This window comes from Streptomyces sp. NPDC048671, assembly GCF_055587045.1.
Window position 1 is genome coordinate 196,641 of record NZ_JBVJHB010000007.1, and the last position, 22,925, is coordinate 219,565.

Annotated in this window: 22 protein-coding genes; 11 read left to right on the forward strand and 11 right to left on the reverse strand. The window is 71.5% G+C overall.

The genetic code is table 11. The features are described 5' to 3' along the window. Window positions 1-146: 146 nt before the first annotated feature. From ACZ6S6_RS16185 to mce, 5 genes are all read right to left on the reverse strand, one after another. A complete protein-coding gene (locus ACZ6S6_RS16185) occupies window positions 147-926 on the reverse strand; it encodes an ABC transporter permease (RefSeq protein WP_362963183.1) in 780 nt (259 codons plus the stop codon). Between the two features lie 4 nt (window positions 927-930). Continuing rightward, window positions 931-1,980 carry an ABC transporter ATP-binding protein gene (locus tag ACZ6S6_RS16190; RefSeq protein ID WP_469706023.1) on the reverse strand — a complete coding sequence of 350 codons (1,050 nt, stop codon included), beginning with the start codon at window positions 1,978-1,980 and terminating at the stop codon, window positions 931-933. Between the two features lie 120 nt (window positions 1,981-2,100). Then, window positions 2,101-3,039 carry a coiled-coil domain-containing protein gene (locus ACZ6S6_RS16195; protein ID WP_362963186.1) on the reverse strand — a complete coding sequence of 313 codons (939 nt, stop codon included), beginning with the start codon at window positions 3,037-3,039 and terminating at the stop codon, window positions 2,101-2,103. A 189-nt stretch (window positions 3,040-3,228) separates the two neighbouring features. Then, window positions 3,229-7,011, reverse strand: a complete 3,783-nt coding sequence (gene scy / locus ACZ6S6_RS16200; protein WP_362963188.1) for a polarized growth protein Scy — start codon at window positions 7,009-7,011, stop codon at window positions 3,229-3,231. Between the two features lie 205 nt (window positions 7,012-7,216). Next, entirely contained in the window at window positions 7,217-7,645 is a 429-nt protein-coding gene (gene mce, locus ACZ6S6_RS16205) for a methylmalonyl-CoA epimerase (protein ID WP_362963190.1), read from the reverse strand. 134 nt (window positions 7,646-7,779) lie between these two features. Here mce and ACZ6S6_RS16210 point away from each other — a divergent pair, with 134 nt between their 5' ends. Together ACZ6S6_RS16210 and meaB are read left to right on the forward strand one after the other, a co-directional pair. Further along, window positions 7,780-8,982: an acetyl-CoA C-acetyltransferase gene (locus tag ACZ6S6_RS16210; RefSeq protein ID WP_362963192.1), complete on the forward strand. Its 1,203-nt coding sequence runs from the start codon at window positions 7,780-7,782 to the stop codon at window positions 8,980-8,982. Window positions 8,983-9,047: 65 nt separating this feature from the next. Further along, the gene (meaB, locus tag ACZ6S6_RS16215; protein WP_123461703.1) at window positions 9,048-10,007 is read left to right on the forward strand and encodes a methylmalonyl Co-A mutase-associated GTPase MeaB; all 960 of its coding nucleotides are present in this window, start codon (window positions 9,048-9,050) and stop codon (window positions 10,005-10,007) included. Between the two features lie 57 nt (window positions 10,008-10,064). Here the strand turns inward: meaB and ACZ6S6_RS16220 are convergent, their stop codons facing one another. After that, window positions 10,065-10,670: a PepSY domain-containing protein gene (locus tag ACZ6S6_RS16220; protein ID WP_469706024.1), complete on the reverse strand. Its 606-nt coding sequence runs from the start codon at window positions 10,668-10,670 to the stop codon at window positions 10,065-10,067. 119 nt (window positions 10,671-10,789) lie between these two features. Between ACZ6S6_RS16220 and ACZ6S6_RS16225 the strand changes: the two genes are divergently transcribed. Both ACZ6S6_RS16225 and ACZ6S6_RS16230 read left to right on the forward strand, forming a co-directional pair. Further along, window positions 10,790-11,449: a response regulator transcription factor gene (locus tag ACZ6S6_RS16225; protein ID WP_469706025.1), complete on the forward strand. Its 660-nt coding sequence runs from the start codon at window positions 10,790-10,792 to the stop codon at window positions 11,447-11,449. Further along, the gene (locus tag ACZ6S6_RS16230) at window positions 11,446-12,891 is read left to right on the forward strand and encodes a sensor histidine kinase (RefSeq protein ID WP_362963200.1); all 1,446 of its coding nucleotides are present in this window, start codon (window positions 11,446-11,448) and stop codon (window positions 12,889-12,891) included. Before ACZ6S6_RS16225 ends, ACZ6S6_RS16230 begins: the two co-directional genes overlap by 4 nt. A gap of 28 nt (window positions 12,892-12,919) precedes the next feature. On the opposite strand, the gene ACZ6S6_RS16235 is transcribed toward ACZ6S6_RS16230, so the two are convergent. The 4 genes from ACZ6S6_RS16235 to ACZ6S6_RS16250 all read right to left on the reverse strand — a co-directional run bounded on the left by ACZ6S6_RS16235 (window position 12,920) and on the right by ACZ6S6_RS16250 (window position 15,547). Then, window positions 12,920-13,390 carry a MarR family winged helix-turn-helix transcriptional regulator gene (locus ACZ6S6_RS16235; RefSeq protein ID WP_362963202.1) on the reverse strand — a complete coding sequence of 157 codons (471 nt, stop codon included), beginning with the start codon at window positions 13,388-13,390 and terminating at the stop codon, window positions 12,920-12,922. A gap of 113 nt (window positions 13,391-13,503) precedes the next feature. Further along, on the reverse strand, window positions 13,504-14,268 hold the full coding sequence (locus ACZ6S6_RS16240) for an AIM24 family protein (RefSeq protein ID WP_362963204.1): 765 nt from the start codon (window positions 14,266-14,268) through the stop codon (window positions 13,504-13,506). After that, a complete protein-coding gene (locus ACZ6S6_RS16245; RefSeq protein ID WP_362963206.1) occupies window positions 14,265-14,915 on the reverse strand; it encodes an AIM24 family protein in 651 nt (216 codons plus the stop codon). The genes ACZ6S6_RS16240 and ACZ6S6_RS16245 overlap by 4 nt, the downstream gene beginning before the upstream one ends. Then, entirely contained in the window at window positions 14,915-15,547 is a 633-nt protein-coding gene (locus tag ACZ6S6_RS16250; protein ID WP_362963232.1) for an AIM24 family protein, read from the reverse strand. Before ACZ6S6_RS16250 ends, ACZ6S6_RS16245 begins: the two co-directional genes overlap by 1 nt. A 178-nt stretch (window positions 15,548-15,725) precedes the next feature. Between ACZ6S6_RS16250 and ACZ6S6_RS16255 the strand changes: the two genes are divergently transcribed. Together ACZ6S6_RS16255 and ACZ6S6_RS16260 are read left to right on the forward strand one after the other, a co-directional pair. Next, window positions 15,726-16,076, forward strand: coding sequence for a DUF3817 domain-containing protein (locus tag ACZ6S6_RS16255; RefSeq protein ID WP_362963208.1), 351 nt, complete (start codon window positions 15,726-15,728; stop codon window positions 16,074-16,076). Further along, window positions 16,073-16,366 carry an MTH1187 family thiamine-binding protein gene (locus tag ACZ6S6_RS16260; RefSeq protein WP_362963210.1) on the forward strand — a complete coding sequence of 98 codons (294 nt, stop codon included), beginning with the start codon at window positions 16,073-16,075 and terminating at the stop codon, window positions 16,364-16,366. The genes ACZ6S6_RS16255 and ACZ6S6_RS16260 overlap by 4 nt, the downstream gene beginning before the upstream one ends. A gap of 82 nt (window positions 16,367-16,448) precedes the next feature. On the opposite strand, the gene ACZ6S6_RS16265 is transcribed toward ACZ6S6_RS16260, so the two are convergent. Beyond that, the gene (locus ACZ6S6_RS16265) at window positions 16,449-17,447 is read right to left on the reverse strand and encodes an ArsR/SmtB family transcription factor (protein ID WP_362963212.1); all 999 of its coding nucleotides are present in this window, start codon (window positions 17,445-17,447) and stop codon (window positions 16,449-16,451) included. A gap of 73 nt (window positions 17,448-17,520) precedes the next feature. Here ACZ6S6_RS16265 and ACZ6S6_RS16270 point away from each other — a divergent pair, with 73 nt between their 5' ends. The 5 genes from ACZ6S6_RS16270 (at window position 17,521) to ACZ6S6_RS16290 (ending at window position 22,922) form a co-directional block, all read left to right on the forward strand. Then, window positions 17,521-19,056, forward strand: coding sequence for an MFS transporter (locus ACZ6S6_RS16270; protein WP_469706026.1), 1,536 nt, complete (start codon window positions 17,521-17,523; stop codon window positions 19,054-19,056). A 10-nt stretch (window positions 19,057-19,066) separates the two neighbouring features. Continuing rightward, on the forward strand, window positions 19,067-19,576 hold the full coding sequence (locus ACZ6S6_RS16275; protein WP_362963216.1) for a MarR family winged helix-turn-helix transcriptional regulator: 510 nt from the start codon (window positions 19,067-19,069) through the stop codon (window positions 19,574-19,576). Window positions 19,577-19,641: 65 nt separating this feature from the next. Then, on the forward strand, window positions 19,642-19,974 hold the full coding sequence (locus tag ACZ6S6_RS16280) for a DUF3817 domain-containing protein (RefSeq protein ID WP_469706027.1): 333 nt from the start codon (window positions 19,642-19,644) through the stop codon (window positions 19,972-19,974). A gap of 86 nt (window positions 19,975-20,060) precedes the next feature. Beyond that, a complete protein-coding gene (locus tag ACZ6S6_RS16285) occupies window positions 20,061-21,761 on the forward strand; it encodes an acyl-CoA mutase large subunit family protein (protein WP_362963220.1) in 1,701 nt (566 codons plus the stop codon). 102 nt (window positions 21,762-21,863) lie between these two features. Then, the gene (locus ACZ6S6_RS16290) at window positions 21,864-22,922 is read left to right on the forward strand and encodes an alpha/beta fold hydrolase (RefSeq protein ID WP_469706028.1); all 1,059 of its coding nucleotides are present in this window, start codon (window positions 21,864-21,866) and stop codon (window positions 22,920-22,922) included. The last annotated feature ends 3 nt before the right edge of the window (window positions 22,923-22,925 follow it).

Sequence of the window (22,925 nt, forward strand, 5' to 3'; positions counted from 1 at the left end):
GTAAGAGTTAGGAGGATAACCAGGCCTTTACGGTTCCGGCCAAGTCGTTGCGGCGGCGCGCCCCCGGGTGAAGGCCGTGGACCGGGGTCCACGGCCCCCGGACGGCCCCCGGACGGCCCCCGGACGGCCCCCGGACGGGCCCCGGTTCAGGCGTCCCGCTTCTTGAGTACGAGGAAGCCGCCGATCACCGCGGCCGCCACCCAGGCGACCATGATCAGCAGCCCGGCCCACGGCCCGTAGGGAGCCGGACTGCTGTTCATCGCGTCGGGCACCACCTGCATGATCTTGGACCCGGCCTGGTCGGGGAAGTACCGGGCGACGCTCTTGGCGCCCGGTACGGCCGACAGGATCTGGGAGACCAGGAAGAAGAACGGCATCAGGATGCCGAGCGACAGCATCGAGCTGCGCAGCATCGCCGCCACCGCCATGGAGAAGACCGCGATGAGCCCCATGTAGATGCCGCCGCCGAAGACCGCCCGCAGCACGTTGTCCGCGCCGATGCCGGTGCTGTGGTCACCGAGCAGGGCCTGGCCGAGGAAGAAGGTGACGAAGCTGGTGGCGAGGCCGACCACCAGGGCCAGCACACCGGCCACCAGCATCTTGCTGAAGAGGAACGTGGCGCGCTGCGGCACGGCCGCCAGCGAGGTGCGGATCATGCCGGAGCTGTACTCCGTACCGACCACCAGCACACCGAAGACCACCATCGCCAGCTGACCGAGGATCATCCCGGAGAAGCTGACGTAGGTGGGGTCGAACGTGGCCCGCTCCGCGTCGGAGAGGCTGTTGAACTGGGAGTTCATCACGGCGCAGAGCGCTGCGCCCATCGCGACGGTGACGACGAACGCGGAGATCAGCGTCCAGGTGGTCGAGGAGACCGTACGGATCTTGGTCCATTCGGAGGTCAGGACCGCGGGTACCGATGCCATCGCGTCACGCCCCCTTGCCGGTGCCGGACCCGCCGGGGGCCCCGGGAGTGCCGTCGGGAGTGCCGTCGGGAGGGCCGGGATCGGCGCCGGGCGGCTGCCCCCACTGGTCGCCCCAGTGCGGTCCCACCGGCGGCGGCTCGGGTCCCCGCTCGGAGTGCGCGTGGTACTCCACGGAGTCCGCCGTCATCTGCATGAAGGCGTCCTCCAGCGAGGCCCGCTGGGAACTCAGCTCGTGCAGCACGATGGTGTGCCGGGCGGCGAGCTCGCCCAGGTCCTCGGTGGTGGCGCCGTCGATCTCCAGCGTGCCGTTGCCCGACTCGACCGCGATGATGCCCTCCGCGTGCAGTACGTCGCGCAGCCGCTCCTGCTGCGGCGAGCGCAGCCGTACGTAACTGCGGGAGTTCTGGTGGATGAAGTCGGCCATCGAGGTGTCGGCCAGCAGCCTGCCCTGGCCGATCACGATCAAGTGATCCGCGGTGAGCGCCATTTCGCTCATCAGGTGCGAGGAGACGAAGATCGTCCGGCCCTCCGATGCGAGCGCCTTCATCAGATTCCGGATCCAGTGGATTCCCTCGGGGTCCAGACCGTTGACGGGTTCGTCGAACATCAGGATCTCGGGATCACCGAGCAGTGCCGAGGCGATGCCCAGCCGTTGCCCCATGCCGAGGGAGAAACCCTTGGACTTCTTGTTCGCCACCGCGGTCAGACCGACGGTGTCCAGGACCTCCGCCACCCGGCTCCGCGGGATCCGGTTGCTCTGCGCGAGACAGAGCAGGTTGTTGTACGCGCTGCGACCGCCGTGCATCGACTTGGCGTCGAGCAGCGCGCCGATGTACTTCAGCGGTTCTTCCAGCTCGTGGTAGTGCTTGCCGTCGATGCGTACCGATCCGCTGGTGGGGTTGTCGAGATCGAGCATCATCCGCATCGTGGTGGACTTGCCCGCCCCGTTGGGTCCCAGAAAACCCGTCACCATCCCCGGCCTGATCCGGCACGACAACTGGTCGACGGCAACCTTGCTGCCGAAACGCTTGGTGAGGCCATCGAGCTCGATCATGCGTTCACGCTAGAACGGCCGCGCGCCCGGCGCCACCACAAGGGCGGAACCGGGCGCGTCGGTGTCGGACCGGCCGGTGCGTCGGGGGACCACCGGTCGTTACCGTGTTGTTCCCTGGCGTCAGCGGGTCTGCTGGGCCGGGACGCCGCGGGAGGCGGGCTCCTCGTCGGCGGGGGTGCCGGCGGCGGCCACGGCGGCGCCGGTCAGCGTCGCCAGCATCTCGCGGACGTTGGTCAGCTGCGCGTTGATCGAGTCGCGGCGGTTGGTGAGTGCCGCGAGCTCGCGCTCAGACTCGCTGCGGATCCGGTCGGCCTTCGCGTTGGCGTCCGCCACGATGTCCTCGGACTGGCGCTGCGCGGTCTCCACCGTCTGACGGGCCCGGCGCTCGGCGTCCGTACGGAGCTTCTCGGCCTCCAGGCGGAGCTGCTCGGCGCGGTGCTCGATCTCGGCCAGACGCTTCTCGGCCTTGGCCTGACGGGACGCGAGGTCGCGCTCCGACTGGTCGCGGCGCTTGGCGAGGTTCGTCTCGAAGTCCGCGGCGGCCTGGGCGGCCTTGGCGCGGGTCTCCTCGAAGAGGGCGTCGGCCTCCTCGCGCTTCTGGGCGGCGTCCTTCTGGGCGTCCGTGCGAAGCGTGGTGGCCTCGCCCTTGGCCTTGTCGACGATGCGGACGCCGTCTTCCTCGGCCTTGGACTTGCGCTCGGCGGCGAACGCCTCGGCGTCGTTGCGCACCTGCTGGGCTGCGGACTCGGCCAGCTCGCGGTGCTGCTCGGCGGCGCGACGGGCCTCTTCTCGCAGGTCCTTCGCCTCCTCCTCGGCGAGGCGGAGAATCTTCTCCACACGCGCGCCGAGACCGGCGTACGACGGCTCCGCGTCGCTCACCTGGGCCTGGGCGTTCTGCGTTTCGAGGTGCAGTTCCTCGATGCGCTTTTCCAGAGACGTGATGCGGGCGAGAGCACTATCACGGTCGGCGACGAGCTTGGTAATGCGGTCATCCACCTGACCGCGGTCGTAACCACGCCGCACGAGCTCGAAGCCGAAGGGGGAGGAAGGGTCACTCATGGGTTTCCTGTCGAAGTAAGACCGGTGAGGTGATAGGGGGAATCCTAGGGGCCCGGACGGCGTGTCATCGAGCAGATGCCCGTTTGATCTGGAGAATGACACCCCTTTTGAGTGGCTAACCCCCGCAACCCTTGCCACTCGGGGGGCTGAATGTCGTTGCGGGACCGCGGGAGCCCCCGCGGACGGGACCTACCCATCGGACGGCTTGCCACTCGAACGAGTACCTGCCGCGGCCCCGGCCTTGACGCTTTCGGCGCCCTTACCGCCCGCCGCGGGGGTCTCGAACGACTCCAACGCCTCCAGTACGTCCTGGACTCGGGAGATCTCCGTGTTGATGTCCGCCCGCCGGCGCACCAGGACATCGAGTTCCCGCCGGCCCTCGTCCACCGTCCGCTTGGCCTCGGACTCGGCGTCGGAGCGCAGCTTCTCGGCCTCGCGCACCAGGCTGGCCTTCTTCTGCTCGGCCTCCTTCAGCAGCGACTCGGCCCGCTTCACGGCGGCGATCCGGACCTTGCTCGCCTCCGAACCGGCGTCGGACAGAAGCTCCTTGGCCTTCGCCGCGGCCTCCTCGCGCTGCTCGGTCGCCGCCCTCATCAGGTTGTCGACGCGCTCGCCGGCCGTCTTCATCTGCTCGGAGGTCTCGCGCCGGGCACGGTCGTGCAGCTCCTCGATCTCGCCCTCCAGGCGGGTCCTGAGCTCCTCGGCCCGCTCCCGGATGGCGGTGGCGTCCCGCCGCGCGCCGACCAGCAGTTCGTCCGCGTCAGTCCGGGCCCGCTCGACCAGGGAGTTGCCCTCGACCGTCGCGTCGGAGGTGATCCGGACGGCCTCGTTCCGGGCCGCCCCGACCATCGTGTCGGCCTGCTCCTCGGCCTCGGTGGCGGCGCGCAGCGCCTCCTCCTGAGCCTTGTTGATCAGCTGGTCGGCCTGCTCCGCGGCGTCGGCCCGGCGCTTCGAGGCCGATTCGCGCGCCTCGTCGAGCAGCCGGTCCGCCTCCTGGCGGGCCTCGGCACGCATCTGTTCGGCCGCGGCCTCGGCATCGCTCCGCAGCCGCTCCGACTCCTCGCGGGTCCGGGCCGCGTGCTCCTGCGCGGAACCGACGGTCGCCGCCGCCTCCGCCCGCAGCCGCTCCGCCTCGCCCGCCGCCTCGTCACCGGTCCGCGCCGCCTGCTGCGCGGCCTCCGTCACGAGGCGTTCGCTTTCGGCGGTCGCCTCGGACATCAGACGGTCGGCCTGGACCGCCGCCTCCGACCGCATCCGGTTGGCGTCCTCGCGGGCCTCGGCACGGCTGCGCGAGGCGTCCTGCTCGGCGGAGGCCAGGGCGTCGGACGCGTCGGTACGCATCCGCTGGCTGTACTCCGCGGTGTCGGCCCGCAGCTTCTCCGACTCCGCGATCGCGTCGGAGACCGTCCGCTCGGCCATCGCCTTCGCGGCCTCGGTCTCCTCCTTCGCGACGGAGCGGATCCGGGCCGCGTCCTCGCCGGCCCGCTCCCGCTCGGCGTAGGCGTCGGCGCGGACCCGGTCCGCCTCGCCCTGCGCCTCGGACTTCGTCCGCTCCGCGACATGCTCGGCGGTGGAGCGCAGCCCGGCGATCTCCGCCTCGGCCTGCTCCTGAAGCCCGCTGACCGCGTCCCGTACCTGCTGGGCGGTCTGCTCGGCCGCGGAGACCATCTCGGTCGCCCGGCTGTCCGCCTCCTCGACCAGACGCTGCGCCTCGGCCTGCGCCTCCTCGACCCGCTTGCGGGCGGAGGCGAGGAGCTCCTCGCTCTGCTCGCGGGCCCGCTCGCGCTCCTGGTCCGCCTCGGCACGTGCCGCGTCGAGGGTCTCCTGCGCCTCGCGGCGGCGCCGGTTCGCCTCCTCCTGGGCGGCGGCCAGCGCCTCGGCGGCCTCCGTGCCCACCCGCTCGGCGGCGGCCGCGGCCTCCGACCGCACCCGGTCGGCGCTCTCCTGCGCCTCGGTCTTCAGCCGCTCCGCCTCGGCGGCCGCCTCGGAGCGCAGCCGTACGGCGACGCTCTCGCCCTCCGCACGGGACTGCGAGGCATCGGCCGCCGCCTCGTCGCGCAGCCGCTGGGCCTCGGCCTCGGCCTGCTCCTGGAGGGTGCGCAGCCGCTCGGCGGCCTCGGTGCGCAGCCGCTCGGACTCCTCGTTCGTCTCGCGCCGGACGCGCTCCGCGTCGGTGCGCGCCTCGCCGAGCGTCTGCTCGGCCGCGGTGACCCTGGTCTCGGCCTCGGTGTGCAGCCGGGTCAGCTCGTCGGCCGCCTCGGCCTGCCGCGCCGCTACCGCGCGCTCGGTCTCCTCGCGCAGCTCCGCCGCCGCCTGCTCGGCCGCCGACGTCGTCGACTCCGCCTGCTCCTCGGACTCGGTGCGCAGCGTCTCGGCCTCGGCGCGGGCCCGCTCCAGGGCCTCTTCGGCCTGCTTGCGCAGCGTGCCGGCCCGCTCGGTGGCCTCGGTGCGGACCCGTTCGCTCTCGGTGCCCGCGGCGCCGCGCAGCTCCTCCGCGTCGGCCTTCGCCTTGGACAGCAGCTCCTCGGCGGTCTTCGCGCCCTCCTCGATCTGCTGGACGGCCTCCCGGCGGGCCTCGCCGCGGATCCGCTCGCCCTCGGCGACCGCCTCGGAGCGCAGCTGCTCGGCCTCGCCGCGCAGCCTGCGGGCCTCCTCCTGGAGCTCGACCGTCTTGGCCCGGTACTCCTTGGTGTCGTCCTTGGCCGCGCCCTTGAGCTGGTCGGCCTGCTCGGCGGCCTCGCCGCGCAGCCGGTCCGCCTCGGCCTCCGCCTCGTGGCGGATCCGGTCGGCCTCCTCGCCCGCTGCCCGGGTGGTCGACTTCGCGTCGTCCGACGCCTTGGTCAGCACCTCCTCGGCGGCACGGGCCGCCTTGGCGAGCTGGGCCGCGGCGTCCTCGGCGGCGGCGGTGCGCGCGGCGTCGGCCGCCTCGGAACGGAGCCGGTCCGCCTCGGCGCGGGCGTCGGCGAGCGACTGCTCGGCCTCCGCCTTCAGCGATTCGGCGTCCTTGGTGGCCTCGCCGACCAGCCGGGCGATCTCCGACTTGGCGGTACGGGTGCGCTGCTCGTTCTGCGACTCGGCGCCGGCCAGCCGCTTGACCGCGGCCTCCTTCGCCTCGGACAGGACCTTCTCGGCCTCCACGCGGGCCTCGCGCAGCTGCGTCTCGGCCTCCTGCATGCGCTGCTCGGCGGTCCGGTTCAGCTCGGCGGTCTGCTGCCTGGTCTGCTCGGTCTCGGCCGTCGTCGAGGTACGCAGCTGCTCGGCGTGAGCGGTGGCCTCCTGCGCCTGGCTGGACGCGGCGTTCAGCATCCGCTCGGCGTCCTTGCGGGCCCGCAGCAGCATCGACTCGGCCTCGGACCGGGCGGACTCCGCCTCGGAACCGAGCCGCTGGCGCGTCTCGTCCGCCAGCCGGCCGGCCTCGGCGCGTGCGGCGGTCAGCGCCTGCTCGGCCTCGGCCCGTGACTCCTCCAGCAGCCGGCGGGCCTGGGACTCGGTCCTGGCCCGCAACTGCTCGGCCCACGCGACGTTCTCGTTGACATGGGACTCGACGGTCTGGCGGCGCTCCGCCAGCTCCTGGTCGAGCCGCTGGCGCCGCTGCACGGCCTCGTTGTGCAGCTCGGCCTGGAGCCGGGCCTGATGCTCCGCGTGCTCCTGAAGGATCCGCTGCGTCTGCGCACGGGCGTCGCGCAGTTCGCGTTCGGCGTCGTTGCGCAGCTGCTCGGCCTGGACCTGGGCGTTACGGAGCAACTGCTCCGCCTGGTAGCCGATGTCCGCGCTGTCGTAGGCGGGACGGGTCGCCAGACTGCGGCGGGCCTCGTGCAGCTTGGCACGCAAGACCTCGACCTGGTAACCGAGGTCCTCGGCGTGCTGGACGGCCTTCTCCCGGTCGGTCTTCAGCCGGTCCATCTCGGCTTCGAACCGCGAGAGATGGTCGTCTTCAGCTCGGTGGCTCTCCTGGCGTTCGTAGCCCCGCACTGCGCGGTCCCATCCTTCCCCGAGCTCTCAACGTGGTTCGAACAGGGGAGACCCCAACCCTGGTCGCAAACTCCGAACGAGTACCGTTCGCCGGCGAACGGTCCCCCCGGGGAATGGTGACAGATCAACGGCTGAGGACGCGGCGCGGCCCCGACCCGGCCCCGGCCCGGAACAGCCCACTCTACCGGGCCGGGTATGCCTCAGGTCAGTGCTCCGTCCGGGACGTGACGAGTTCGGTGAGGACGCCGTGGCAGTCCTTGGGGTGCAGGAAGGTGATCCGCGACCCCATCGAACCCGTCCTGGGCTCCTCGTACAGCACCCTGACACCCTTCTCCCGGATGTCCGCGGCGTCCGCGTCCACGTCTGCCGTACCGAAGGCGATGTGGTGCACGCCCTCCCCGTTCTTGGCCAGCCACTTCCCGACGGCGGAGTCCTCACGGGTCGGTTCCAGCAGCTGGAGGTAGGAGGCGCCGCCGTCCGACGTCTCGTTGATCTTGAGCATGGCCTCGCGTACGCCCTGCTCCTCGTTGATCTCGGAGTGGAAGACCTCGAACCCGTAGGTCGAGCGGTAGAACTCGACGGTGGCGTCGAGGTCGAAACAGGCGATCCCGATGTGGTCGATTCGCGTCAGCATGGGAACAGTGCAGCGCTCCGCGGTTGGTTACGCAACGTGCGCGCGATCACACCCGCTGCCGGATGACGGGCTGGGTACCGCTCAGTACATTCAAGTAAACCCTCGTTCACTTCTAATCCAAGGGGCTGCGCCTCATGTCAGGAACGACCGGTACGACTTCTGTGATCGTCGCGGGCGCCCGTACGCCCATGGGCCGCCTCCTCGGCTCGCTGAAGAGCTTCTCCGGGGCCGACCTCGGAGGCTTCGCCATCAAGGCGGCGCTGGAGCGGGCCGGCATCGGCGGCGACCAGGTCGAGTACGTGATCATGGGCCAGGTGCTGCAGGCCGGGGCAGGGCAGATCCCGGCACGGCAGGCCGCGGTCAAGGCGGGCATCCCGATGAACGTCCCGGCGCTCACCGTCAACAAGGTGTGCCTCTCCGGGCTCGACGCCATCGCGCTGGCCGACCAGCTGATCCGTGCGGGTGAGTTCGAGATCGTCGTGGCCGGCGGCCAGGAGTCCATGACGAACGCCCCGCACCTGCTCCCGAAGTCGCGCGAGGGCCACAAGTACGGCGCGATCGAGATGCTCGACTCCATGGCGTACGACGGCCTGACCGACGCCTACGAGAACATCCCGATGGGTGAGTCGACCGAGAAGCACAACACCCGCCTCGGCCTGGACCGCGCCGCCCAGGACGAGATCGGCGCCCAGTCCCACCAGCGGGCCGCCGCCGCCCAGAAGAACGGGCTCTTCGAGGCCGAGATCACCCCGGTCGAGATCCCGCAGCGCAAGGGCGACCCGGTCCTCTTCTCCAAGGACGAGGGCATCCGCCCCGAGACGACCGCCGAGTCGCTCGGCAGGCTGCGCCCCGCCTTCGCCAAGGACGGCACGATCACCGCGGGCACCTCCTCGCAGATCTCCGACGGCGCCGCCGCGGTCGTCGTCATGAGCAAGGCCAGGGCCGAGGCGCTGGGCCTGGACTGGATCGCCGAGATCGGCGCCCACGGCAATGTGGCCGGCCCGGACAACTCGCTCCAGTCCCAGCCGTCCAACGCGATCCGGCACGCCCTCAAGAAGGAGGGCATCGGCGTCGGGGACCTCGACCTCATCGAGATCAACGAGGCGTTCGCGGCCGTCGCCGTCCAGTCGATGAAGGACCTCGGCGTGACCTCTGACAAGGTCAACGTCAACGGCGGCGCCATCGCGCTCGGCCACCCCATCGGGATGTCCGGCGCCCGGGTGGTGCTCCACCTGGCGCTGGAGCTGAAGCGGCGCGGCGGCGGCACCGGAGCGGCGGCGCTGTGCGGCGGCGGCGGTCAGGGCGACGCGCTGATCCTCCGCGTTCCGGGCAAGTAGCAGGTAGCACGTAGCAAGTAGCACGTAGTACGCGGAACAGGCAGCGAGCGAGGAGACGAGCGGTGATGGTGGACGTCCCCACCCTGGTGGAGCAGGCCCGCGAGGGCAGGCCGCGGGCCGTGGCCCGGCTCATCTCCCTGGTGGAGGGGGCGTCGCCGCAGCTGCGCGAGGTGATGGCGGCCCTGGCGCCGCTGGCCGGCAACGCCTACGTCGTCGGCCTGACCGGGTCGCCCGGTGTCGGCAAGTCGACATCGACATCGGCGCTCGTCTCCGCGTACCGGAGGCAGGGCAAGCGGGTCGCCGTGCTCGCCGTCGACCCGTCGTCGCCGTTCTCCGGCGGCGCGCTCCTCGGTGACCGGGTCCGGATGTCGGACCACGCGTCCGACCCGGGCGTCTACATCCGCTCCATGGCCACCCGCGGACATCTGGGCGGCCTCGCCTGGTCGGCCCCGCAGGCGATCCGGGTGCTGGACGCGGCGGGCTGCGACGTGATCCTGGTGGAGACCGTGGGCGTCGGCCAGTCGGAGGTGGAGATCGCCTCCCAGGCCGACACCTCCGTCGTCCTCCTCGCCCCCGGCATGGGCGACGGCATCCAGGCGGCCAAGGCCGGAATCCTGGAGATCGGTGACGTGTACGTGGTCAACAAGGCCGACCGGGACGGTGCGGACGCCACCGCCCGCGAGCTCAACCACATGCTGGGCCTCGGGGCGTCCCGTGGCCCCGGCGACTGGCGGCCGCCGATCGTGAAGACGGTCGCGGCCCGTGGCGAGGGCATCGACGAGGTCGTCGAGGCGCTGGAGAAGCACCGGGCGTGGATGGAGGAGCACGGGGTGCTCGCCGAGCGGCGCGCGTCCCGCGCCGCCCACGAGGTCGAGACGATCGCGGTCACCCGCCTGCGTGAACGCATCGGCGACCTGCACGGCGACCGCCGCCTCGGCGCTCTCGCGGAGCGCATCGTGGCGGGCCGGCTCGACCCGTACACGGCGGCCGACGAACTGGTGGCGGGGCTGACCGGGGAGGCCTGAGCGGCTCTCCCCCGCCCGCCCGGCGACCTCCGAGGAGTGACCCCGGCGGCGGCTTCCTCAGTCGTCGTCGCCGTCGTCCCCGTCGTCGTCCCCGTGGCCGTCGTCCGACCGGTCCACCGTGACCTTCGCCGTCTTCGCGTCCACGTCGAGCTCGTGCTTCTTGCCGTCCTTGCCCCGGACGTCGACCTCCCAGTGCACCGCCCGGCCGCTGCGGCCGTCGTGGTCCTCCAGCTCGATGGAGGTCACCGTGCCCGGCGCCGAGCGGAGCGCGGCGCCGACCGCCTCGTCGAGCGTGACGGCGGTCTTGCGGGGCGCGTGCCGGTCGCCGTCGTCGTCGTTGTCGACATGCTCGCCGAGCACCTTGCCGTTGCCCGGGTCCACCGTCACGTCGTGCCAGGACTTGTCGGAGCCGTACACGTCCAGCTCCCAGACGAGCCGGCCGTCCTCGTTGTCGAGCTCGGCCTCGGTCACCGTGCCCGGAACGGCCCCGTCGGCGGCCCTGACCGCGTCGCCGACCGCGATGCGGGCCGAGCCGTTGCTCGCGGTGCTGCTGCTGCCCGCCGGGCCGTGGCTGTCGCCGCCCGCGAGGGCGACGGCCGTGGCGGTCCCGCCACCGACGAGTACGGCCGCGGTGACGGTTGCGATGACGATCTTTCGCTTCATGAGGGGTCCTCCCCGATCGGATGGTCCGTTGCGACGCGGCCCACACTGCCGGGGTGATGCTGAACGCAGCCTGAAGCCACCTGAAGCCGTCTTCAGCTTCGGTTTGGGAGGCTGAGCACATGCGCCTGTTGATCGTGGAGGACGAGAAGCGGCTGGCGATCTCCCTGGCCAGGGGGCTCACCGCCGAGGGATTCGCCGTGGATGTCGTGCACGACGGGCTCGAAGGACTGCACCGGGCCTCCGAGGGCGCGTACGACCTCGTGGTCCTCGACATCATGCTGCCGGGGATGAACGGCTACCGGGTCTGCGCCGCGCTGCGCGCCGCCGGCCACGAGGTGCCCATCCTGATGCTGACGGCGAAGGACGGGGAGTACGACGAGGCGGAGGGCCTCGACACCGGCGCGGACGACTATCTGACCAAGCCGTTCAGCTACGTGGTGCTGGTGGCCCGGGTCCGCGCGCTGCTGCGCCGGCGCGGCGGTTCCGCCTCGCCGGTGGTCACCGTCGGCTCCCTGCGGATGGACACCGCCGCCCGCCGGGTGCATCTCGGTGAGGACGAGATCGTCCTCACCACCAAGGAGTTCGCCGTGCTCGAACAGCTCGCGCTGCGCGCCGGGCAGGTGGTCAGCAAGGCGGAGATCCTGGAGCACGTCTGGGACTTCGCCTACGACGGCGACCCGAACATCGTCGAGGTGTACGTGAGCACGCTGCGCCGCAAGCTCGGCGCGGCCGCCATCCGTACGGTGCGCGGCGCCGGCTACCGGCTGGAGACGCCGTGAGATCGGTACGGGCCAGGGCGGCGCTCGGTGCCACGGTGGTGGTCGCCCTCGCGGTCGTCGCCGCCGGGCTCGGCGTCCTGCTGGTCCTGCGCGCCAACCTCACCGACCAGGCGGGCCTCCAGGCCGAGGTGGCGGCCCGCGAGACCGCCGGGCAGCTGGCCCTCGACGTTCCGTACACCAAGCTGGAGATGGGCGACGAGGAGGAACATCCGGTCCAGGTGACCGACGAGGACGGGCGGGTGGTCGCCGTCTCCGAGGACCTGGACGCGATCTCCGGCACCGGCACGGACCGGGTCACCCCGCAGCCCTCGCCCACCGCCCCGGAGAAGGGCGACGACGACGGGGACCGCGACGACGACGATGACGACGGCGCGAGCGCCGACCCCGGACGCGGCGAGGTCTCCACCGACGAACCGCACTTCAGCAACGGCACCGCCACCGTCGACGGCGACCGCGCCGAATACCGGTTCGCCTCCGTCGAGGCGACGAACTCCGCCGGACTGACCCTGACCGTCCACGCCGGTGCCCCGCTCGCCGCGGAGCAGCGGGCCGTCGCGAGTGTGCGCGGTGCGATGCTGGCCGGGCTGCCCGTCGTGCTGCTCGTCGTCGCCGGGGTGACCTGGCTGGTGACCCGGCGGGCGCTCCGTCCGGTCGAGGGCATCCGGCGCGAGATGGCGGCGATCACCGCGTCCGAGGATCTGAGCAGGCGGGTGCCGGAGCCCGCTTCGCGCGACGAGATCGCCCGGCTGGCCCGTACCACCAACGAGACGCTGACCGCCCTGGAGGCCTCCGTCGACCGTCAGCGGCGGTTCGTCGCGGACGCCTCGCACGAACTGCGCTCCCCGATCGCCTCGCTCCGCACCCAGTTGGAGGTGGGCGCCGCGCACCCGGAGCTGCTGGACGTGGCGGGCGCGGTCGCCGACACCGTACGGCTCCAGACGCTGGCCGCCGATCTGCTGCTGCTGGCCCGGCTGGACGCGGGGGAGCGGCACGGGAACACGCGGCTGGACCTCGGCGCACTGGTGCGGGAGGAAGTCTCGCAGCGCATCGGCGACCGGATCCCGGTGACGGTGTCCGTGCCGGAACCCGGCGGGCTGGAAGTGACCGGTTCACGTGGGCAGCTGGCCCGGGTGATCGGCAATCTGCTGGACAACGCCGAGCGGCACGCGGAGAGTTCGGTGGCCGTCGAGGTGCGCGCGGAACGCGGCGGGGTGGCCGTGGCGGTCACGGACGACGGGGCCGGGGTGCCGGCGGCGGAGCGCGAGCGGATCTTCGAGCGCTTCGTGCGCCTGGACGACGCCCGCGCCCGCGACGACGGCGGGGCCGGTCTGGGCCTCGCCATCGCCCGTGATGTGGCCGGCCGGCACGGGGGCCGGCTGACCGTGGCCGGTGCGGGGGAGCGCGGCGCCCGGTTCGAGCTGTGGCTGCCCGGCTCTCGCTGAGCGCCGCCCCCGGTGGTCCGGATCCCTGTCAGACGCGGCGTGCGCGCAGATGGTCGGCGACCGGGGCGAGGGCCGCGTGCAACTGCTCCAGCGCCTCCGGGGTCAGCAGATCCATGAAGTGCTTGCGCACCGATGCCACATGGTGCGGTGCCACCTTCCGCATCATCTCCGCGCCGGCCTCGGTGAGGACCGCGTACAGCCCGCGCCGGTCGGACTCGCAGTTCTCCCGGCGGACCAGGCCCGCGCCCTCCATGCGGGTGATCTGGTGCGAGAGCCTGCTCTTGGACTGCAGAGTGGCGGTGGCGAGGTCACTCATCCGCAGGCGCTGCTCCTCGGCCTCCGAGAGGTTGACGAGAATCTCGTAGTCGTTATTGGTCAGGCCGAACGGCTGGAGATCTTTCTCCAGCTGGTGCATCAGCAGCCTGCTGACGTCCAGATGGGTGCGCCAGGCGCACTGCTCCGCGTTGCTCAGCCAGCGAGTGGCCGTCTCGGTCTCCATATATGGATTCTACCTAAGAAGTTGAAATCCGGACGAAGTCAGTTGATGTGACGCCCGGCACGCGCTTACGAGCCGGGTGCGGACGTTCGGCGTCACACTGCGCAGAGTACCGTTCACAACCCGAAGTGCCGCTGGAGGTCCCCCTGGCGGCCGGGGGTGCGGGGGGTGGACCCAGGTTGACCGCCACCGCCCGGAACCCCCGCCTGCCGCGGTGTCGCCCCCGTCGGCTGCTCGGCCATCAGCACCTCGGTGGACTGGAGCAGCACCGTACCCGCGCCCACGAACTCGAACTGGTGCTCCTCGCCCGAGGCGCCCCCGATCCCGGTGAACGCGCGCAGCCCGCCCAGTACGCCCGTCATGTAGCCGTGGTCGTAGTGGTGGCACGGCGAGGGGCAGTCCGCCCAGCCCACCAGCGCCTGCGGGTCGACCCGCAGCGGCGGCTCCATGAAGACCACCGGACCGTTGGAAGCCGCGACGAACTTCCCGGTGCCGATCAGCGTCAGGAACCCCGGCACGATCGACTGCTTCAGCGCCAGGGTCGGCTGGTAGGCAAGCAGATTGCCGGAGCGGATCGTGAGGTTCCCGTCCTCCAGGTCGTAGGAGTTCACATCGAAGGCCCGGTCCGCGAGCAGCATCTTCCCGCTGCCCTCGGCCACCACCCAGTCGCTCGCGTGCAGCGGCGAGTGGAAGCTCGTACGCACCAGCCGCTCGAAGCGGCCGTGCCCGATGCCGTTGAACTCGATCCGCCCGTAGTAGGCGATCATCTTGCCCTTCTGCAGGAACCACTGGCTCCCCTTGAGCTCCACGCAGAAGGTGTACGAGTTGACGTTGTCGTCCGACGGCAGCGTCATCGGATCGAAGACCACGGGCGTGCTCACAGCTTCTCCTCCGACGCCTGGACGTACACCGCACCACTGCCGCTGAGCTCCAGCTGGAACGCCTCGCCGGAGCCGCGCCCCACCATCTCGCGCCAGCCGAGCGCGGTGGAGAGCTTGTTGCGCACGTCGCCGTGGTGGGCGACGTACGCCTGCGGATCCACATGCACCTCGCGGCCCGGCGTGATCGGCAGCTCGATCACCCCGCCGTGCGCCATCACCGCCACCGCGCCGTGCCCCTTGAGCGTCGTGGTGAACAGGCCCTGCCCGCTCACCTGGCCGCGCACCATGCCCATCACACCGCCCTGCGAGCCCATGAACATCGTGCCCTGCTGGAGCGCGCCGTCGAAGGCGAGCAGCCGGTCGGCCTCCACGTAGAGGGTGTCCCCGGCGAGGTTGATCACCTGGATGTGGTGGCCGCCGTGACCGAACATCACCGTGCCGCTTCCCTCGACGGTCATCAGCGGGGTCGCCTCGTTCGCCATCCGGCGGCCGATCATCGACATCACCCCGCCCTGGCCGCCCTGGATGTTCGGGGTGAACGACACCTCGCCGCGGTAGGCCAGCATCGCGCCGCGCTGGCTGAACATCTTCTGGCCGGGCAGCACCGTCGCCTCGACCATCTTCGAGTTGATCTCACGGAACGGCATCAGACATCGCCCCCGATCGTGTTCCGCTCGCTGGGCTGGACGTAGACGAGCCCCTCGCCCTCGAAGCGGATCTGGAAGGACTCGCCCGATCCCTCGCCGATCAGCGTCCGGAAGTTCACCCCGGACTGGAGGTGCTGCTGGAGGTTGCCCTGGTGAGCGATGTAGGCCCCAGGGTCGACGAAGAGCGGGTACTGGGCGGAGACCCGCAGCACCACGGCCGAGCCGTCCGACATGATCGCCGCCTGGCCGCTCCCCTCCACGGTGGTGGTGAACAGGCCGTTGCCCGACGCGCCGCCGCGCAGCCCGGTGAAGGTGGTGCCGGTGCGCAGAGCGGCGTCGGTGCAGAGCAGATTGCTCGCCTCGACGTACAGCTTCTCGCCGCGCAGCGAGACGAGGCTGATCTCGCTCGCCCGGTCGGCGAAGAAGCAGGTGCCCTCCCCCTTCACCTCCATCACGGCCATCTGCTCGCCGGTCAGCCGGCGGGTCACCATGCCGCGCAGGCCCTCACCGCCGCCGGTCATCTTCTTGAACGCCATCCGGCCGTCGTACGCGACCATCGAACCGTTCTTCGCCTTGACGGCGTCGCCGGTCAGGTCGACGGCGAGCGTCTTGCTGCCTTGGAGTCGGAACATTGCCACGGTGCGACGGTAGCCGCCGGAAAAGGAGCCCGTCCGGCGATTGGAGGACAAGAAGTGCCTGAAAGGCGCGAAACGCCCCCCGCCACTCCGTCCGGCCGGGACCGGTGCCACAATGGTGGCGCTTGTGCCTGCGTTCACAAGCCCTCGCCGTCCTCCCACCGAAGGTGCCCACGTGGACATCAAGACCGCTACCGCCCTGCACCGGCTGCGCCTCATCTCGATTCCCGAGGCGCTCTCGTTCCCGGCGCTGATCCTCTTCGGCTCGGTGCTGAGCCGGATCTCGGACATCGACTTCCTGATGATGCCGCTCGGCATGCTGCACGGCGTGCTCTTCGTGATCTACGTCGTGGCGCTGCTGGATGTCTGGTCCAAGACCAAGTGGCCGTTCAAGCGCGTCGCGTTCTTCTTCCTGCTCTGCGTGCTGCCGTTCGGCGGGCTGTACGGCGACAAGGTGCTGAAGCGCTACGAGGCCGACGGCCTCATCGCCGCCCGCGCCCGCCGGGAAGGCACGGTCAGCGCATGATCGTCGCCTTCTCCGTCAGCCCGCTGGGTGTCGGCGAGGACGTCGGCGAGTACGTCGCCGACGCCGTACGGGTCGTCCGCGAGTCCGGGCTGCCCAACCGCACGGACGCCATGTTCACCTCCGTCGAGGGGGAGTGGGACGAGGTCATGGACGTCGTCAAGCGCGCCGTCGAAGCCGTCGAGGCGCGGGCCGGACGGGTCTCCCTCGTCCTGAAGGCCGACATCCGCCCCGGTGTGACCGACGGTCTCACCTCCAAGGTCGAGACGGTCGAGCGCTACCTGGCCGGCTGACGCCGGGCACTCCTGGGCGAGCGGCGGGTTGGGTAACCTGCCGCCGCTCCGGGCCCGGTCCCGTGACCCCTGGCCGCTCCCGTCATCGGGCCGGCTGGTCCTGGGGCACCGCCAGGGCGATCCCGAGCGGCGTCCGCTCGTACAGCACCTGGTGGCCGTATCTGCGCGACGTCAGCAGCCCCGCGGCCCGCAGCACCGACAGATGCTCCGACACGGAGGACGGCGCGAGGCCGAGCCGGTGGGCGAGCGCGCCCGTGCCCGCCGGCTCGTCCAGCGCGCACAGCACGTCGGCGCGGGCCCGGCCGAGCAGCCGCGCGAGCACCTGCGGAGTGCTGTCACCCGGCTCCGTCCAGAGTCCGCCGATGCCGCGTGCCGGATAGATGACCGCGGGCAGCCAGGGCGCCTCGAACCCGCCGACCACGTTCGGCCAGGCGAAGACGCTGGGCATCAGCACGAGGCCCTGCCCGCCGAGCACGCGGGAGTGCCGGCCGGCCGTGCGCGAGATGGTGAGCGTCGACTCCGACCAGCTCAGCTGCCCGCTCAGCTCACCCAGCAGCCGCTCGAAGCCGACCGCGGCGAGCCGCCGCGAGTGATACGCCACATCCGCCTCCAGCAGGGCCCGCAGCCGCGGCCAGTGCGGCTCGATCAGCACCCGCCAGGCCTGCTCCAGCAGATCGGCCAGCTCCCGCACGGTCCGCGCGGGATCGGCCAGCAGCGCCTGACCGGCGGGGGAGTCCAGCGCTCCGGGCCGGTCGGACAGCGCCCAGGCCATGTCCTCCCGGGCCAGCTGGGGATCGACCGCCCGCACCCCCGCGATCTCCTCCTCGAACGAGGCGAGCGGCCCCAGCGGCGGCGGGCAGAAGAAGTCCGGGCTGTGACCGCGCTCGTTCATCAGCAGCCACAGCGGCCCGAGATCGAGCCCGGCGGCCGCGTGCCGGATCCGGCGCAGCCACGGCAGGTGGTAGCCCTGCCGCTCCGGCGCGGCCAGCACCCGCACGGCGGCCTGGGTCTCCCCGAGCGGGGAGAGCGCGAACCGGCAGCGGAGCAGATCGCTCTCCTCGAAATGCAGATGGAACGGCATACGCGGGCCTCGGAAGATTCGGTGTGGACCGAAAGTCTACGGAGCGGGTACCGCTCTCCCGCAGGCTGCGCCCATGCCGAGAGACAACGATCCCCTGGCGGGCGGACCCCGCGACGCGCCGGACACACCCCGCGAACGGCCGCTCCCGCACCGGGCCCGGCCGCCCGTCCCGCGCCCCGCGAGCCCCACCCGCACCGGAGCGGCCCCTCTCCCGGCACCGCACCCGGAGCGCGCCGGTCCCCCTGACCCGAGCGGACCGCCCGCGCTCCGGGCCACCGCCCCCACGGCCGCCGCGCCCCCGCCCGCGGCCACCGCCCCGCCGGCTCCCGCACCCCCGTCCCCGCCCGCCGGGGAACCGTCCCGCGGCTACCGTGCCGTCTTCGCCGTCCGTGAGTTCCGGGCCGTCTTCGCCGCGCATCTGCTCTCGCTGCTCGGCGTCGTGGTCAGCGAGCTGGCGCTCACCGTCCTCGTGTACGACCTCACCGGCTCGCCGCTGCTCAGCGCCCTCACCTTCGCGCTCGGCATGCTGCCGTACCTCGTCGGCGGCACCCTCTTCAGCGGGATCGCCGACCGCTACCCCGCCCGCCGGGTCCTGGTCACCTGCGACCTGATCTGCGCGGGCTGCGTCGCCGTGATGGTGCTGCCGGGCACCCCCGTCGCGGGACTGCTCGTGCTGCGCTGCCTGGTGGCCGCGGTGTCGCCGGTCTTCACCGGCACGAGGATGGCCGCGCTCGCCGACATCCTCGGCGAGGACGACCTGTACGTACTGGGCCGCTCGCTCCTGCGGATCGTCTCGCAGAGCGCGCTGCTCGCGGGCTTCGGCGTGGGCGGGCTGCTGCTGGCGGTGGTCTCGCCGCGCGGCGCGATCACGATCACCGTCGTCACCTTCCTGTGCTCGGCCGCCCTCCTGCGCCTCGGCACCCGGGACCGGCCCGCCCGGACCGGCGGCGGTCAGGGCGGCACGCTGCTCGGGGAGTCGCTCTCCGGGGCCCGCCTCGTCCTCGGCGACCGCCGGATCCGCGCGCTGCTGCTGCTCTTCTGGCTGCCCCCGGTGTTCGTCGTCGCCCCGGAGGCGCTGGCCGCCCCGTACGCCGAGGAGATCGGCGCGGGCACCGTCGCGCTCGGGCTGCTGATGTGCGCGATGCCGGCCGGCCAGATCGCCGCCGAGCTGTACGTGGGCGCGGTGCTGAGCCCGCGCGTCCGCTCCCGGCTCGTGCTGCCGGTCGCGGCGGTGGGGCTGCTGCCCTTCCTGCTGTACGGGGTCAGCCCCGGCATCGTGCCGATCGCCGCCGCCCTGGTGCTGGCCGGTGCGGGCTCGGCGTACATCATCGGGCTCGACCAGTGGTTCGTCGAAGCGGTCCCGGACGAGCTGCGCGGCCGGGCGATGACCCTGCTCACCGCCGGACTGATGACGCTCCAGGGCGTGGGCATGGCCCTCGCGGGCCTGGCCGCCGAGTTCTTCCCGGTGCACCAGGTGGTCGCCGGGTCCGGAGTCCTGGGCACCCTGTGCCTGCTGCTGCTCGTGGCGGAGGTCCGCAGAACCGCACCCACTCACCGTATTCGGACCGAAGTTCGAGACGGGGAGGACCAGCATGTGACCAATGGGTAAGGTCGATGCCGTGCCCAAGCCGCTCAGTCTCCCCTTCGATCCCATCGCCCGCGCCGACGAACTCTGGCAGCAGCGCTGGGGTCCGGTGCCCTCCATGGGTGCGATCACCTCGATCATGCGTGCGCAGCAGATCCTGCTCGCGGAGGTCGACGCGGTGGTCAAACCGTACGGGCTGACCTTCGCCCGCTACGAGGCGCTGGTCCTGCTCACCTTCTCCAAGGCCGGTGAGCTGCCGATGTCCAAGATCGGCGAGCGGCTGATGGTCCACCCCACCTCCGTCACGAACACCGTGGACCGGCTGGTGCGCTCCGGCCTGGTCGACAAGCGCCCCAACCCGAACGACGGCCGCGGCACGCTCGCCTCCATCACGGACAAGGGCCGTGAGGTCGTCGAGGCGGCCACCGGGGACCTGGTCGCGATGGAGTTCGGGCTCGGGACGTACGACGCCGAGGAGTGCGGCGAGATCTTCGCGCTGCTGCGGCCGCTGCGCATCGCGGCCCAGGACTTCGAGGAGATCTGAGAGACGGGGTTCCGGGCCCCGGCCCGCTGCAAGATCGCCCCGGGTGTCCGGCTAGGCTCGACGGCATGAAACGCAGCGTGCTGACCCGGTACCGGGTGATGGCTTACGTCACCGCCGTCATGTTGCTGGTGCTCTGCACCTGCATGATCTTCAAGTACGGCTTCGACACCGGCGAGGGCCTGACGCTCGTCGTCTCGCAGATCCACGGCGTGCTCTACATCATCTACCTGATCTTCGCCTTCGACCTCGGCTCCAAGGCGAAGTGGCCGATGGGCAAGCTGCTCTGGGTGCTGATCGCCGGCACGATCCCGACGGCCGCGTTCTTCGTCGAGCGCAAGGTCGTCCGCGAGGTCGAGCCGCTGCTCACGGACGCCGTCCCGGTCCCCGCGAAGGCCTGAGCGAAGTCCGGTCCGGACCGCCCCGTGCAAAGCACCGGGCGGTTTGCCATCGACATTTACTAGGACGTCCTAGTAAATTTGTACGTATGAACGCTGATGCGATCGAGGAAGGCCGCCAACGCTGGCAGGCTCGTTACGACAAGGCCCGCAAGCGTGACGCGGACTTCACCACGCTCTCCGGAGACCCGGTCGAGCCCGCGTACGGCCCCCGCCCCGGGGACGCGTACGAGGGCTTCGAGCGGATCGGCTGGCCCGGCGAGTACCCCTTCACGCGCGGGCTCCACCCGACCGGCTACCGCGGCCGCACCTGGACGATCCGCCAGTTCGCCGGCTTCGGCAACGCCGAGCAGACCAACGAGCGCTACAAGATGATCCTGGCCGCGGGCGGCGGCGGGCTGAGCGTCGCCTTCGACATGCCGACCCTGATGGGGCGCGACTCGGACGACCCCCGCGCGCTCGGTGAGGTCGGCCACTGCGGTGTGGCCATCGACTCCGCCGCCGACATGGAGGTCCTCTTCGGGGACATCCCGCTCGGTGACGTCACGACGTCGATGACGATCAGCGGCCCCGCCGTGCCCGTCTTCTGCATGTACCTGGTCGCCGCCGAGCGCCAGGGCGTCGACCCGGCCGTACTCAACGGCACGCTCCAGACGGACATCTTCAAGGAGTACATCGCGCAGAAGGAGTGGCTCTTCCAGCCCGAGCCCCATCTGCGTCTCATCGGCGACCTGATGGAGCACTGCGCCCGCGACATCCCCGCCTACAAGCCGATCTCCGTCTCCGGCTACCACATCCGCGAGGCCGGAGCGACGGCCGCGCAGGAGCTGGCGTACACCCTCGCCGACGGCTTCGGCTACGTGGAGCTCGGCCTCTCCCGCGGGATGGACGTCGACACCTTCGCGCCCGGCCTCTCCTTCTTCTTCGACGCGCACCTCGACTTCTTCGAGGAGATCGCCAAGTTCCGCGCGGCCCGGCGGATCTGGGCCCGCTGGATGAAGGAGACGTACGGCGCGAAGACCGACAAGGCGCAGTGGCTCCGCTTCCACACCCAGACCGCCGGTGTCTCGCTCACCGCGCAGCAGCCGTACAACAACGTCGTACGGACCGCGGTCGAGGCCCTGTCCGCCGTCCTCGGCGGCACCAACTCCCTGCACACCAACGCCCTCGACGAGACCCTCGCGCTCCCCTCCGAGCAGGCCGCCGAGATCGCCCTGCGCACCCAGCAGGTGCTGATGGAGGAGACCGGCGTCGCCAATGTGGCCGACCCGCTGGGCGGTTCCTGGTACGTGGAGCAGCTCACCGACCGGATCGAGGCGGACGCCGAGAAGATCTTCGAGCAGATCAGGGAGCGCGGCACCCGGGCCCACCCGGACGGGCAGCACCCGATCGGCCCGATGACCTCCGGCATCCTGCGTGGCATCGAGGACGGCTGGTTCACCGGCGAGATCGCCGAATCCGCCTTCCGCTACCAGCAGTCGCTGGAGAAGGGCGACAAGCGGGTCGTCGGCGTCAACGTCCACCACGGCTCGGTGACCGGGGACCTGGAGATCCTGCGGGTCAGCCACGAGGTCGAGCGCGACCAGGTCAGCGAGCTCGCCGGCCGCAAGGGCGCCCGCGACGACGCCCGGGTGGGTGCCGCGCTGGACGCGATGCTGGCCGCCGCCCGCGACGGCTCCAACATGATCGCCCCGATGCTCGACGCCGTACGGGCCGAGGCGACCCTCGGTGAGATCTGCGGGGTACTGCGCGAGGAATGGGGCACCTACACGGAGCCGCCCGGCTTCTGACAGACAGTTGGTAGTTACAGGTGTCACCTCCAGGGGTCCGGGTAGGCGCAGCCGCGATACTCGTAACGCCTCTGGAGGAACACAGTGAGACTGTCCGGGAGAATGACAGCGGCCGCGGGCGCCGCACTCGCCGTACTCGGAACGCTGCTGGTCAGCGGTTCGACGGCGGTCAGCGCCGCACCGGCACCGAAGCCGAGGGTGCAGGACACCTTCGACTCGCTCGGCCCGGACGTGAAGGCCGCGAAGCTGTCCACCGGCCGGACCGCGCACTACATCGACGAGGGGCGCCGCGGCGGTACCCCGGTCCTCTACATCGGCGGCACCGGAACCAGCGCGCGCGCCGCGCACATGACGGACTTCTTCCGCTCCACCCGGGAGTCCTTCGGCCTCCGGCTGATCTCCGTGGAGCGCAACGGCTTCGGAGACACGGAGTACGACCCCTCCCTCGGCAAGGCCGACTTCGCGAAGGACGCCCTGGAGGTCCTGGACCGGCTCGGCGTCAAGAAGGTCTCGGTGATCGCGATCTCCGGCGGCGGACCGTACGCCGCCGAGCTGGCCGCCCGCGCCCCCGGCCGGGTCAAGGCCCTCCATCTGGCCGCCGCGCTCCCGCCGTACGGCGAGAAGGCCGCGTACTGCGGCCTGAGCGACGACGCCCTGGCCGACGCGGTCAAGGACTCGATCGCCGACCCGCGCTCCTGGTGGGCGTTCCCCGACGACAGTGCCGTCAAGTCCATCCCGGGCTTCGCCGACACCGCGTACGAGGAGGGCGCCCGCACGTACAACCAGCGCGGCCAGAAGTCCGATCCGGCCCCGCAGGTGCACGAGCAGCGGCTCTACTGCGAGCGCCCCGGCCCCGACCTGTCGAAGCTGAAGGCACCCGTCTACCTGTACGGCGGCGACAAGGACACCACCGTGCCGCCGGCCAGCCTCGCCACCTGGCGCAAGGTGCTGCCGGTCACCCCGGTGGTCCGTACGTACGCCGACTCCGGCCATGACGTCCAGTACCGCCACTGGGACCAGATCCTGGTGGACCTGGCCGGACAGGGCGACCGCACCGTCGTCTGCCACAACGACCGCACCAAGCTGATGGCGCCGAAGCGGGCGGACCGGCTGGTCTCCGCGGACAAGGCCACGCTGGGCAGCTGCGCCTGGCAGAAGTAGCCC

Coding starts and splice junctions, on each gene's coding strand:
- ACZ6S6_RS16185 (WP_362963183.1), bottom strand. CDS start 926: ATGGCATCGGTACCCGCGGTCCTGACCTCCGAATGGACCAAGATCCGT.
- ACZ6S6_RS16190 (WP_469706023.1), bottom strand. CDS start 1,980: ATGATCGAGCTCGATGGCCTCACCAAGCGTTTCGGCAGCAAGGTTGCC.
- ACZ6S6_RS16195 (WP_362963186.1), bottom strand. CDS start 3,039: ATGAGTGACCCTTCCTCCCCCTTCGGCTTCGAGCTCGTGCGGCGTGGT.
- mce (WP_362963190.1), bottom strand. CDS start 7,645: ATGCTGACGCGAATCGACCACATCGGGATCGCCTGTTTCGACCTCGAC.
- ACZ6S6_RS16210 (WP_362963192.1), top strand. CDS start 7,780: ATGTCAGGAACGACCGGTACGACTTCTGTGATCGTCGCGGGCGCCCGT.
- meaB (WP_123461703.1), top strand. CDS start 9,048: ATGGTGGACGTCCCCACCCTGGTGGAGCAGGCCCGCGAGGGCAGGCCG.
- ACZ6S6_RS16220 (WP_469706024.1), bottom strand. CDS start 10,670: ATGAAGCGAAAGATCGTCATCGCAACCGTCACCGCGGCCGTACTCGTC.
- ACZ6S6_RS16225 (WP_469706025.1), top strand. CDS start 10,790: ATGCGCCTGTTGATCGTGGAGGACGAGAAGCGGCTGGCGATCTCCCTG.
- ACZ6S6_RS16235 (WP_362963202.1), bottom strand. CDS start 13,390: ATGGAGACCGAGACGGCCACTCGCTGGCTGAGCAACGCGGAGCAGTGC.
- ACZ6S6_RS16245 (WP_362963206.1), bottom strand. CDS start 14,915: ATGCCGTTCCGTGAGATCAACTCGAAGATGGTCGAGGCGACGGTGCTG.
- ACZ6S6_RS16250 (WP_362963232.1), bottom strand. CDS start 15,547: ATGTTCCGACTCCAAGGCAGCAAGACGCTCGCCGTCGACCTGACCGGC.
- ACZ6S6_RS16260 (WP_362963210.1), top strand. CDS start 16,073: ATGATCGTCGCCTTCTCCGTCAGCCCGCTGGGTGTCGGCGAGGACGTC.
- ACZ6S6_RS16265 (WP_362963212.1), bottom strand. CDS start 17,447: ATGCCGTTCCATCTGCATTTCGAGGAGAGCGATCTGCTCCGCTGCCGG.
- ACZ6S6_RS16270 (WP_469706026.1), top strand. CDS start 17,521: ATGCCGAGAGACAACGATCCCCTGGCGGGCGGACCCCGCGACGCGCCG.
- ACZ6S6_RS16280 (WP_469706027.1), top strand. CDS start 19,642: ATGAAACGCAGCGTGCTGACCCGGTACCGGGTGATGGCTTACGTCACC.
- ACZ6S6_RS16285 (WP_362963220.1), top strand. CDS start 20,061: ATGAACGCTGATGCGATCGAGGAAGGCCGCCAACGCTGGCAGGCTCGT.
- ACZ6S6_RS16290 (WP_469706028.1), top strand. CDS start 21,864: ATGACAGCGGCCGCGGGCGCCGCACTCGCCGTACTCGGAACGCTGCTG.